Genomic DNA, 11,951 nt, shown 5'->3' with positions numbered 1-11,951 from the left:
ACTACTACTTTGGTACTGGTTTTCCTGTCTATCGTCGCATTCCCAAGGGCTCGGGACTCACGTGTAATGCGCGCATAACGATAAGGATTGTCCTGCCATGCTGCCTGCCCGACTGCCTCTATTGGCGCTGCTGTGCCTGTTCGTCGCCCACGTCCAGGCCGACACCCCGCTGTTTTCCGCCGAGGGCTACCGCATCAGCCTGTACCGCAGCCCCACGCCCGACCACCTGCCAGGCGCCACGATTGTCGATACCGCGGCCCTGCAAACCCTGCTCGATCAAACCCCGGCGCCAGTGCTGATCGATGTGTACCGCCGCCAATGGCTGCAAGGCCGCTTCATCGAAGACCAGCCCCACGCCAACCTGCCCGGCAGCCACTGGCTGGCCAACACCGGCGACGGCGACCTGACGCCGGAGTGGCAAAGCTATTTCGTGCGCCACTTGTATGCCTACAGCGGCGGCGACCTCAAGCGACCGCTGGTCTTCTACTGCCGCGCCGATTGCTGGCTGAGTTGGAACGCGGTAAAACGTGCCGCCAATCTCGGCTATACCTCTGTGTACTGGTATCGCGACGGCCTGGATGCCTGGGAAGCGGCGAAGCTGCCGGTGACGGTCGCCCAACCCGAGCCATTTCAAACCTCACAATAAGAAAGGTGAACGGCCATGTACAAAATCCTGATTGCCGACGATCACCCACTGTTTCGCGAAGCGATCCATAACGTCATCAGCGACGGCTTCCCCGGCAGCGAAGTGATGGAAACCGCCGACCTCGACAGCGCCCTGGCATTGACCCAGGAACACGACGACCTCGACCTGATCCTGCTCGACCTGAACATGCCCGGCATGCATGGCCTCAATGGCCTGATCAACCTGCGCAACGAGGCGCCGACCATTCCGGTGGTGATCGTCTCGGCCGAACAGGACAAGCAGATCGTGCTGCAAGCCATCACCTACGGCGCCGTGGGCTTTATCACCAAATCCTCGCCGCGCCTGCAAATGACCGAGGCGATTCAACAGATTCTCAACGGCAACGTGTACCTGCCGCCGGACATCATCCGCACCCAGAAACCCGGCACCCACCGACGCCTCAACGAAAACCCCGGCTTCGCCCCCGAACTGCTGCAAGCCCTGACGCGCAAGCAGTTGCTGGTGCTGGAACGCATGACCAAGGGTGAGTCGAACAAGCAGATCGCCTACACCCTGGAGATTGCCGAGACCACGGTGAAGGCCCATGTGTCGGCGATCCTGCGCAAGTTGAATGTGCATAACCGGGTGCAGGCGATCCTCAGTGCCGGGGATATCGATTTCGGCTCGTACCTGCGCCGCTGACACGTCTGACACAACACAAATCAAATGTGGGAGGGGGCTTGCTCCCGATGGCTGTGGACCAGTCAACACCTTCTTGGCTGAACCACCGCCATCGGGGCAAGCCCTACTGCCTGCGTACGCCTCCTGTAGGAGCGAGCTTGCTCGCGAAAAACGTCAACGATAACGCGTGCTTCCTGAATGAACGCGACGCCTGTAAGTTTTTCGCGAGCAAGCTCGCTCCTACAAAAAGCCTTAACTGACTGGCATTAGGGCTTGCCCCCTCCCACACTGGTTCTGCGTTTTCAGGGCCGGCCGAGCAGGTGGCTCATGGCGGTCTTGAGTTTCATGGGGCGTACCGGCTTGTGCATCAGCGTGTGCCCCAACTCGCGAATTTGCAGCTTGAGTTCATTGCTGTAGTTGGCAGTGATCATCAGCGCCGGTATCGCGCGGCCGCGGCGTCCATTGATGCGGGCGACGGCGTCGACGCCGTTCTGGTCGTCGTCGAGGTGGTAGTCGGCGATCAGCAAGTCCGCTTCGGCATGGTAGTTGTCCACCTGCCGTGCCAGGTCCTGCTCCGACAACGCCGTGATCACCTGGCAGCCCCAGCCTTCGAGCAAGGTGCGCATGCCCGCGCAGATCGCCGCGTCGTTATCCAGCACCCACACCCGCGCGCCTTGCAGGCGTTCGAGCATCGGCTCGCTCATGGCCAGCTGCGGCAGCGACTTGGGTGCGGTGGCGCTCAACGGCACCTCCACCGAGAACATCGAGCCCTTGCCCGGCCAGGATCTGACGCTGATGCGATGACCCAGGATCCCGGCGATCTTTTCCACGATCGCCAGCCCCAGGCCCAGCCCACGGTCCTGGTCGGGCCGCTGCACATCGCCGCGTTTGAATTCCTGGAAAATCTCCTCCAACCGCTCCTCGGCGATGCCCATGCCGCTGTCCCACACCTGGATCGACAAACGCTGATGCTGGCGGCGACAGCCCAGTACCACCCGCCCCTTGTAGGTGTAGCGAAGCGCATTGCTTAGCAGGTTGCGCAGGATCCGCGCCAGCAACTGAATATCGCTGCGCACCAGCGCCGAACAACCGACAAAATGCAATTCCAGGCCCTCGCTGCGGGCCAATTCGGTGTACTCGGCGGCCAGGTTATCCAGCAGTTCGCTCAGGGCAAACGGCGCGATGTCGGCCTTGATCACCCCGGCATCCAGCTTGGAAATATCCACCAGAGTGCCCAGCAGGTTTTCCACGTCTTCCAGGGAATTGCTCACGTTGCGCACCAGGGTTTCGCTGGGCCGCTCCAACAGTGCGCTGGTGAACAGGCGCGCCGCGTTCAAAGGTTGCAGCAGGTCATGGCTGACGGCGGCGAGGAATTTGGTTTTCGACAGGTTGGCCTGCTCGGCCTCGAGCTTGGCTTCGCGCAGGCGCGCCTCCATGCGCCGGCGCTCGTCGATCTCCTGCAATAACTGGTCGTTAAGGGCGGTGAGTTCCGAGGTGCGCTGGGCCACGCGCTGCTCAAGGTGCTGATAGGCCTGGTGCAGGGCTTCGGCGGTGCGGCGGCGTTCGGTGATGTCGCGGATCAGCACGAAGATCCCCACCACTTCGCCGCTGGCCAGCATATTCGGCACATAGGAGCGCAGCATGTAGCGCTCCTGGTTATTGATATTGGTCTCGGCGAACTCGAAGGTCACGCTCTCCCCGGCCAGGGCGCGGGCGACGTAGGCGTCCAGGCGCTGGCAATGCTGTTCGCTGTGGACTTCGCGCAGGCTCTGGCCGAGCATCATGCCGCGCGGCCAGCAATACCATTCTTCATAGACTTTGTTGGTGAACTCATAGACCAGGTCGGCATTCAGGTAGCCGATCAGGGCCGGGACGTTATCGGTGATCAGGCGAATCCAGCGTTCGCTTTCCTGGGCCTTTTGCGCCGCCGCCTGTTCGCCGCGCAGGGTTTCAGCCCGCAGCCGGGCGTTGATCAGCAAGTGGTTGCTGGCCTTGAGTTCGGCCATCGCCTGGTTCAGCGCGTCGGTGCGTTCGCGCACCTGCTCGGCCAGCACCACCGAATGCTGGAAGGTGGTGTAAGGGTTATTGCCCTGGGCCATGCCGGACTCGATGCGCTCGATCAGCGCCGCGTTGATCCGTGCCAGCTTGTGGTTGTCCTGTTGCAGCTGGGCAACCTGGGCGAGCAGTTCAGCGCCGGCCTCGGGCAATGGCGACCCCGGTGAAGGTCTGGTTGATATGCATGCCATTGAACTGTTCTCCGTAGGTGTTGAAACCCATCACCCGCTGGTCGCGCAGGAAGCCGCCGATCTGTTCCAGATTGTCGCTGTCTTCCAACTCCAGGCGGCGCAGGAAGCAGTCGCAGCCGATGGTCAACAGCAGGTCGCCAAGGCGCGCTTGCAGGCCGTCGAACAGGGTTTGCAGGTTTGGCAGGATCGGTCCGGGTTTCATCACGGTGAGGACGATGCCGTTTTCCACCGCGCAGTAGAAACTCAGGCTGAGGTCGTCGTGCACTTGCTGGATCGCGCGCACGTAGTACTGGTCGTGGATGCGCACCGCCAACGGGTGCGCGGCGAAGACGCGGTGATCGAGGTCGGCCACGGCCACGCCGATATGCCGCGCGTACTCTTCGGCGGCGGGTTCGGCGTTAAGCTCGAAGACCCGGCGCGACGGGCTGTCGGCGCCGGTCACTACCAGTTTTTCGCTGCGCGGCAGGATGTGGTGGGTGGTGAACACCTCGAAATCCAGCCAGGTATTGACCAGCACCACCACCGCCGCGCCGCTGTGGAAGGCGCCGTTGAAGTACACGTGGGTGTGGGTGAGGAAGTTGTCGTCGCCGGCCGAACCGCCGAAATGCGGAATGTCGCCGAGCGCCGCGCTGAGGGCGGCGAGCACCACTTCTTCGCGGCTGGACAGGCCATCGAGCAGGGTCAGGGCGAAGGTGTTGCCCTTGATCGGTGCCAGGGTATTGCTGCGGCAACCGCCGACCAGACGTTCGACCATCTGCTGGGCGTCGATCAGGCTGAAGTGTTCCACCTGGTCGATCAGCTCCGTGGCGATGGAAAAGTGCGCATGGTTGAAGCCCATCGCCGTAATGCAATTGCGCCCATAGCCCTGGGGCGTGATCTCGCCGGCGCTGGTGCAGCCCACCACGCGCACGTTGCCGAAACACTCCTGCAGGGCGCGGCCCAGAGCCTGCAGGTCGTAGGACGCCGAGCAGAAAAACAGCACGAAGCCCAGGTACGGATGCAACAGTTGCCGCGCCAACTCCTCGGCGGCCTGCCCGGCATCGGTGGCCTGGGACATGGCACTGACTACGCCTTCACTGTTGTGCATCGTTGCCTCCCCCCTCTGAAGCATGAGTGTACGAAGGGCGGGGGACGGGACCTATGCTACTTGGGTACTGGGTGGGGGGATGCGATGGGATGAATCGCTCAAAAACAAGGGAGATTCAAATGTTGGACTGCATTTCAAATTCACAGCAAAGCGTTCACAAGCATTCCAGCTGCAACCACTACACACAGGCTGGCAAACCCCACCTGCAAGGTACGGGCGGGGATCACCGAACACAGGCGCCGGCCGATCAGCATGCCGACGATACTGGCTGCGATAAACACCCAGCCCACGGGTTCGATACGCACGCCGGCATGGAACGCGCCGGCCACGCCGATCAGCGAAATCAGGCTGATCACCATCAGCGACGTGGCGACGATGCCACGCATCTGCACGTCGGTGAGTTGCTTGAACGCCGGGACGATCAAAAAGCCGCCGCCCACCCCGAGCAACCCCGAGACTGCCCCGGTCACCGCGCCCAGTGCGGCCAGGGTGGCGCTGCATTTGGCGGTCCAGGCCAGGCGCCCGGTCTGCTGGTTGAGCATGCAGTTCTTCTGGCCCCAGGACGCCGCGCCATGATCGCTCGGCCCGGCCTCGAGCTTTTCGCGCTGCAACATGCGCCAGGCCACCAGCACCATCAAGGCGCTGAACAGCCCCATCAATATGGGCTCCGGCATTTGGTGGGCGAAAAACACCCCGACCGGCGAAAACAGCGCGCCAAGCAACGCGATCAACAGCGCGGCGCGGTAACGCACCAGGCCGTGGCGCAAGCCCTCGATCGCACCAACGGCCGCAGCCGCGCCCACGGCCAGCAACGACACCGGTGCGGCCTGGGTCATGGTCAAGCCCAGCCCCAGCACCAGCGCCGGCACCCCGAGGATGCCGCCGCCCGCGCCGGTCAGGCCCATGACCAGGCCCATCAACACGCCTAAAACGCTCGCCAGCAGCATTCAGTCCACCTTGCTCAGACGGGTCAGCCACTCGCGGCCCTTGAGCATGCCGTTCCAGTAGAACCACGGCAGCCAGGTCGCCTTGAGGAACCACATCGAACGGCGTGCCCGGGTCGGGTCGAGGGGAAAGGTCGGCAGCAGCTTGCCGCCGTAGCCGAACTCGGCCAGCACCACCTTGCCCTTCTCCACCGTCAGTGGGCACGAGCCATAGCCGTCGTACTTGAGCGGCAGCGGTGCCTGTTTGCGCAGGGCCAGCAGGTTTTCGGCGACCACCACGATTTGCTTGCGCACGGCGGCGGCGGTCTTGGCATTGCTGGTGCCGCACACATCGCCCAGGCCGAAGATGTGCGGGTAGCGCAGGTGTTGCAGGCTGTGGGGGTTCACCTCGCACCAGCCGGCGGCGTCGGCCAACGGGCTGTGGCGGATGAAATCCGGCGCGACTTGCGGCGGTACCACATGCAGCAGGTCGAAGGATTTTTCCTCGAGCGTGACGTCGCCCTCGGCGTCCTTCACCTCGAACCAGGCCTTGCGCGCCGGGCCGTCGACCTTGACCAGGTTGGCGTTGAACGCCAGGCGCGCGTGGTATTTCTCCACGTACTTCATCAACGGCGGCACAAAGGTCGCCACGCCGAACAGCGCCGCGCCGGCCAGGTTGAATTCGACGTCGATGTGCTTGAGGTCACCGTGCCTGAGCCAGTGATCGCAGGACAGGTACATGGCCTTTTGCGGCGCCCCCGCGCATTTGATCGGCATGGCCGGCTGGGTAAAGATCGCCTTGCCGTGCTTCAACTGCTGCACCAGCTGCCAGGTATACGCCGCGTGCTCATAGCTGTAGTTGGACGTGACGCCGTTGCGGCCCAACGTGTCTTCCAGGCCCTCGACTTTCTCCCAGGCCAGGCGCAGGCCGGGGCAGACGATCAGGTGGTTCCAGGTGACGCGTTGGCCGCTGTCGAGCACCAGGGCGCGCTCGTCCGGCAACAGTTCGGTGACGGCGGCCTGCACCCAGGTGACGCCATTGGGCAGCACGTCGGCCAGGGGGCGTCGGGTCTTTTCCAGGTCGTAGGCGCCGCCGCCGACCAGGGTCCAGGCCGGCTGGTAGCAGTGCTGGTCGCTGGGTTCGATCAGGGTGATGTTGAGGTCGGGGTCGCGCTTGAGCAGGCTGGCCAGCAGGCCGATGCCTGCCGAACCGCCGCCGATGACGACGATATCGCCACTGATGGTTGGCCCCCAGTGTTGGTCGGTCATGGTCTATTGCCTTTTATCGTCAATGCACACAAGGGTCGCTGCCGTATGGCGTCACGCCCAGCTTTTTATCACCGCGCCGCAGTAAAGGCCGGACAGTGTCTTCATCACTTGGATCACTTCGTGGCTGGCCAGCCCGTAGAAGATGTACTTGCCTTCGCGACGGGTGGCGACCAGCCCTTCGTCACGCAGGATGCCCAACTGCTGTGACAGCGTGGGCTGGCGTACGCCGGTCATGGTTTCCAGCTCGCCGACGTTGCGTTCGCCCTGGGTCAGCTGGCACAGGATCAACAGGCGATCCTCATTGGCCAGGGCCTTGAGCAAGGCACAGGCCTTGGATGCCGACGCGCGCAGCTGGGCGACTTCGCCTTCACTCAGAGTAGATTCCATTTGCCTCGGGTCCTTTGCGTCACTTAAGCTCAAAACATTATGTGTAAATGTAAAGTGATTGTAATCATTTTTTTCAACATCAGGGGCAGCCGTCATGTCAGCGTTGATTCATTCCTTTCTGGACGAGGCGTCGTCGACCTACACCTACGTCGTCTATGAAGCGGACGGCGGCCCCTGTGCCATCGTCGATTCGGTGCTCAACTACGACCCGGCCTCCGGGCGCACCGACACCGCCCAGGCCAACAAGGTCATCGCCTTTGTGCGTGAGCACGGCTTGCAGGTGCAATGGCTGCTGGAAACCCACGCCCATGCCGACCACCTGTCGGCCGCGCCGTACCTGCGCCGGACCCTGGGCGGCAAGATCGCCATCGGCCAGAGCATCAGCAAGGTGCAGGACGTGTTCAAGCATCTTTTCAACCTGGAGCCGGAATTTCGCGTCGATGGCTCGCAGTTCGACCACCTGTTCGCGCCGGATGAAATCTTCCGCATCGGCAACATCAAGGCCCAGGCCCTGCACGTACCCGGGCATACCCCGGCGGACATGGCCTACCTGATCGACGACCGCTTGATCCTGGTGGGCGACACCCTGTTCATGCCCGATGTCGGCACCGCCCGCTGCGACTTCCCCGGCGGCGATGCGCGCCAGCTGTATGCGTCGATGCGCAAACTGCTGGCCTTTGCCCCCGACACCCAGCTGTATGTATGCCATGACTACCCGCCCGAAGGCCGCGAGGCCAAATGCCTGACCAGCGTGGCGGAGCAGCGCGCGGGCAATATCCATGTGCATGACGGAGTGGATGAAGCGGCGTTCGTGGCGATGCGCACCCAACGCGATGCCGGGCTGGGGATGCCCACGCTGTTGTTGCCGGCGATCCAGGTGAATGTGCGGGCCGGTCATATGCCGCCAGCGGAGGAGAACGGGGTGGTGTACTTGAAGATTCCGTTGAACCAGCTCTAAAGCCGTCCTGCCTGGCGTCCATGCCATTCCATGCTCCGGGAGTGCTGCGCAGGTGTGATCAGGCTACGGCAAATTTCGACACGATCTGCTTGAGGTCCACCGCCAGCCTCGACAGTTCCTGGCTGGCAATCGAGGTCTGGCCGGCCGCCGAAGAACTCTGGATGGAAAGATCACGGATGCTGATCAGGTTCTGGTCCACCGAACGTGCCACGTGGGCCTGTTCCTCGGAGGCCGTGGCGATCAACAGGTTGCGGTCATTGATATCGGTAATGGCTTCGGTGATCTGAGTAATTGCCAGGCCCGCTTCATGGGCAATCTTCAAGGAGTCCACCGCTTCGTTGCGGTTGAGGGCCATGGAAGACACCGCCTCACTGGAGCACGTCTGGATTTTCGCGATCATCTGCTCGATTTCCTGGGTCGAGGTCTGCGTTCTGTGGGCCAGGGCCCGCACCTCGTCGGCCACCACCGCAAAGCCCCGGCCCTGCTCCCCTGCCCTGGCGGCTTCAATGGCCGCGTTCAAGGCCAGCAGGTTGGTTTGCTCGGCAATCGAGCGGATCACTTCAACCACCCGCGCAATATCCTGGGCCTGCCTGGCCAGCCCTTCGACTTCGACGCCGGTCTGCTGCACCGTGGCGCTGAGTTTCTCGATGGAGGCGATGGTTTGCGTCACACGCTCCTGGCCGACTTTGGCCGAGCGTTGGGAGTCCTGGGTGGACTGGGAAGCCGACACCGCATTGCGCGCCACTTCTTCAACTGCTGCCGTCATTTGGTTAACCGCCGTGGCGGCCTGATCGGTTTCCATGCTTTGGCGTTCAATACCGGCACTGGACTCGCGGGTGATGGCGCTCATCTCCTCCGCCGCCGCCGCCAATTGCCCGGACGCCTCGGAGATGTGCTGCAAGGTACTTTTCAGGTTCATTTGCATGGACGCGGTGGACCGTTGCAACGCGGTCAACTCGTCATTGCCATTGATGGCAATCGCCACGCGCAGATCGCCGTCGGCAATCTTGCCGGTCGATACCAGCAATTCACGCACCGGAGTAATGATGCTGCGGGTAAACAGGCTTGCTACCACGACGGTGATCAGCAAGGAGGCGGCCATCAATATCCAGGTGAACAGACGCGCCGCGTCATATTCGCTGGAAGCCACCTGCACCGCCGCCTTGGAGCCCCGTTCATTCAACGCGATCAACTCGCTGATGGAACGCTGCACATCCAGGGCAATCGGCCCGTTGACTTCGCGCAGGTAGGTCGACATCTGTTCAGCGGACAGGGTGGAGGCTTGCGCAAGAAATTCGTCCATCTTCTGACTGTAGTTCTTGATGCTGGCTAATGCTTCGTTGTACTTGGCTTGCTCTTCGGGGCTCGAGACTAACGGCCCATAACGCTCGGCCACGTCGAGCGCTTCCTTACGAGTCGCCTTGAGCTTTTCCAGGGAGGCCGGCTCCTGGCGGGTGATTTCCATGGCATAACGACGCAAATCAAGACGAAGCTTATAAAAGGCCGAATCTATTTCACCCGCCAAACGAATACTGGGGAGCCAGTTAGTTTCGATTTCAACCGTCGACGAATAGACCTTATCGACTTTGATCAGGGTCATTGCTCCTTGTATCAGCAGCAAAAGGCACACCAGGCCAAAACACAGTGTGGTACGGAAGTTCAACTTCAAGGCTCTCATGGACATCGCGGCTTACCCCTTTCCTGGGCCGCGAACTTCACGGCCTGATGGGGGCCAATGTGTTGAAATACGTGTGAAAAATACGTGACCGCTGATGCAATTTTTCATTAACTAAAAATAAAAAGCCCGCCCTGATTATTACTTGGCTAACTATCAGGATCAGCGGTGCAGCCCCTATTGAAATCAAACCATTAACCCACCCGGCGGCAATGGCAGCGCCGTCTTGTAGCGCACTTGCTTGAGGGCAAAGCTCGAGCGGATGTTGGCGACACCCGGCACCTTGGTCAGGAAGTCCATCATGAAACGCTCCAGCGACTGGATCGTCGGCACCAACACCCGGATCAAATAGTCCGGGTCGCCGGCCATCAAGTAGCACTCCATCACCTCGGGCCGGTCGGAAATCGCGCCTTCGAACTGCTGCAACGCCAGCTCGTTCTGCTTTTCCAGGCTCACATGGATAAACACGTTGACGTGCAGCCCCAGCAGATCGGCGTCGAGCAGCGTGACTTGCTCGCGAATCAGGCCCAGTTCCTCCATCGCCTTGACCCGGTTGAAACAGGGTGTGGGCGACAGGTTGACCGAGCGGGCCAGGTCGGCGTTGGTAATCCGCGCATTCTCCTGCAGGGCGTTGAGAATGCCGATATCGGTACGGTCCAGTTTGCGCATGAGACAAAATCACCTGTTTATTATGTTTATGCAGGTTTTTTATCCGCAAATGATCGCGGGCGCAATGAAACACAGATAAATATTCTTCTACGCCACGCCTATGATTGTTGTAGGACAAGATTTCTCTTACCCGGAGACTGACTGTCAGCTAGCGCGCCCACTACAAGAAATTCACAAGATCGAGCGTAGAAAGCCATGAATCAGCCGTATGCCCCACTGCGCCTGCACGTTCCCGAACCCTCGGGCCGCCCAGGCTGCAAGACCGACTTTACCTACCTGCGCCTGACCGACGCCGGCCTGGTGCGCAAACCCGCCATCGACGTAGAACCCGCCGACACCGCCGACCTGGCCAAGGGCCTGATCCGCGTGCTCGACGACCAGGGCCAGGCCCTGGGCCCGTGGGCCGAAGGGGTTCCCGTGGAGATCCTGCGCAAAGGCATGCGTGCCATGCTCAAGACGCGGATCTTCGACAACCGCATGGTGGTCGCCCAGCGTCAGAAAAAAATGTCGTTCTACATGCAGAGCCTTGGCGAAGAAGCCATCGGCAGCGCCCAGGCCCTGGCCTTGAACATCGACGACATGTGCTTCCCCACCTACCGCCAGCAAAGCATCCTGATGGCCCGCGACGTGCCGCTGGTGGACCTGATCTGCCAACTGCTGTCCAACGAGCGCGACCCGCTCAAAGGCCGCCAGTTGCCGATCATGTATTCGGTCAAGGACGCAGGCTTCTTCACCATTTCCGGCAACCTCGCCACCCAATTCGTACAGGGTGTGGGCTGGGGCATGGCCTCGGCGATCAAGGGCGATACCAAGATCGCCTCGGCCTGGATCGGTGACGGCGCCACCGCCGAATCCGACTTCCACACCGCCCTCACCTTTGCCCACGTGTACCGCGCGCCGGTGATTCTCAACGTGGTCAACAACCAGTGGGCCATCTCCACCTTCCAGGCCATCGCCGGTGGTGAAGCCACCACCTTCGCCGGACGCGGCGTCGGCTGCGGCATCGCCTCCCTGCGCGTGGACGGCAACGACTTTATCGCGGTGTACGCCGCCTCCGCCTGGGCCGCCGAGCGTGCGCGCCGCAACCTCGGACCGAGCCTGATCGAATGGGTCACCTACCGCGCCGGCCCGCACTCCACCTCGGACGATCCGTCCAAATACCGCCCCGCCGACGACTGGAGCCACTTCCCGCTGGGCGACCCGATTGCCCGCCTCAAGCAGCACCTGATCAGGATTGGCCAGTGGTCCGAAGAGGAGCACGCGGCGGTCAGTGCCGAACTGGAAGCCGAGGTGATCGCCGCGCAGAAACAGGCCGAACAGTACGGCACCCTGGCCGGTGGCCAGATCCCAAGCGCCGCGACCATGTTCGAAGACGTCTATAAAGAGATGCCGGAGCACTTGAAGCGCCAGCGTCAGGAGTTGGGGATCTGA

The 11,951-nt window shown here is 61.9% G+C and carries 11 protein-coding genes; 4 read left to right on the top strand and 7 right to left on the bottom strand.

Features of this window, described 5'->3' with window-relative positions:
• The first annotated feature begins 97 nt into the window (after positions 1-97).
• Together AC07OP_RS12495 and AC07OP_RS12490 are read left to right on the top strand one after the other, a co-directional pair.
• Complete coding sequence (locus tag AC07OP_RS12495) at positions 98-646, top strand: PQQ-dependent catabolism-associated CXXCW motif protein (RefSeq protein ID WP_495101752.1); 549 nt, start codon at positions 98-100, stop codon at positions 644-646.
• Positions 647-661: 15 nt separating this feature from the next.
• The gene (locus AC07OP_RS12490; protein ID WP_032889994.1) at positions 662-1,327 is read left to right on the top strand and encodes a response regulator transcription factor; all 666 of its coding nucleotides are present in this window, start codon (positions 662-664) and stop codon (positions 1,325-1,327) included.
• A gap of 281 nt (positions 1,328-1,608) precedes the next feature.
• On the opposite strand, the gene AC07OP_RS12485 is transcribed toward AC07OP_RS12490, so the two are convergent.
• The 5 genes from AC07OP_RS12485 to AC07OP_RS12465 all read right to left on the bottom strand — a co-directional run bounded on the left by AC07OP_RS12485 (position 1,609) and on the right by AC07OP_RS12465 (position 7,218).
• Positions 1,609-3,552 (bottom strand): PAS domain-containing hybrid sensor histidine kinase/response regulator, encoded by a 1,944-nt coding sequence (locus AC07OP_RS12485; RefSeq protein ID WP_065940189.1) that lies wholly within the window; start codon positions 3,550-3,552, stop codon positions 1,609-1,611.
• Entirely contained in the window at positions 3,494-4,639 is a 1,146-nt protein-coding gene (gene nosP / locus AC07OP_RS12480) for a nitric oxide-sensing protein NosP (RefSeq protein ID WP_027606194.1), read from the bottom strand. The genes AC07OP_RS12485 and nosP overlap by 59 nt, the downstream gene beginning before the upstream one ends.
• 140 nt (positions 4,640-4,779) lie before the next feature.
• Positions 4,780-5,586, bottom strand: coding sequence for a sulfite exporter TauE/SafE family protein (locus AC07OP_RS12475; RefSeq protein ID WP_495101753.1), 807 nt, complete (start codon positions 5,584-5,586; stop codon positions 4,780-4,782).
• A complete protein-coding gene (locus AC07OP_RS12470) occupies positions 5,587-6,831 on the bottom strand; it encodes an NAD(P)/FAD-dependent oxidoreductase (protein WP_495101754.1) in 1,245 nt (414 codons plus the stop codon).
• A 51-nt stretch (positions 6,832-6,882) separates the two neighbouring features.
• Positions 6,883-7,218, bottom strand: coding sequence for an ArsR/SmtB family transcription factor (locus AC07OP_RS12465; RefSeq protein ID WP_017527038.1), 336 nt, complete (start codon positions 7,216-7,218; stop codon positions 6,883-6,885).
• A gap of 94 nt (positions 7,219-7,312) precedes the next feature.
• On the opposite strand from AC07OP_RS12465, the gene AC07OP_RS12460 reads away from it, so the two are divergent.
• Positions 7,313-8,176, top strand: coding sequence for an MBL fold metallo-hydrolase (locus tag AC07OP_RS12460; protein ID WP_495101755.1), 864 nt, complete (start codon positions 7,313-7,315; stop codon positions 8,174-8,176).
• Positions 8,177-8,234: 58 nt separating this feature from the next.
• Here the strand turns inward: AC07OP_RS12460 and AC07OP_RS12455 are convergent, their stop codons facing one another.
• Both AC07OP_RS12455 and AC07OP_RS12450 read right to left on the bottom strand, forming a co-directional pair.
• The gene (locus tag AC07OP_RS12455) at positions 8,235-9,854 is read right to left on the bottom strand and encodes a methyl-accepting chemotaxis protein (RefSeq protein ID WP_495109910.1); all 1,620 of its coding nucleotides are present in this window, start codon (positions 9,852-9,854) and stop codon (positions 8,235-8,237) included.
• Positions 9,855-10,037: 183 nt separating this feature from the next.
• Positions 10,038-10,520, bottom strand: a complete 483-nt coding sequence (locus AC07OP_RS12450; RefSeq protein WP_027606189.1) for an Lrp/AsnC family transcriptional regulator — start codon at positions 10,518-10,520, stop codon at positions 10,038-10,040.
• Between the two features lie 195 nt (positions 10,521-10,715).
• Between AC07OP_RS12450 and AC07OP_RS12445 the strand changes: the two genes are divergently transcribed.
• A complete protein-coding gene (locus AC07OP_RS12445) occupies positions 10,716-11,951 on the top strand; it encodes a 3-methyl-2-oxobutanoate dehydrogenase (2-methylpropanoyl-transferring) subunit alpha (RefSeq protein ID WP_169898991.1) in 1,236 nt (411 codons plus the stop codon).

The organism is Pseudomonas sp. GW821-FHT09D08 (assembly GCF_059416305.1).
This window is presented reverse-complemented; position numbering and strand designations above follow the sequence as displayed.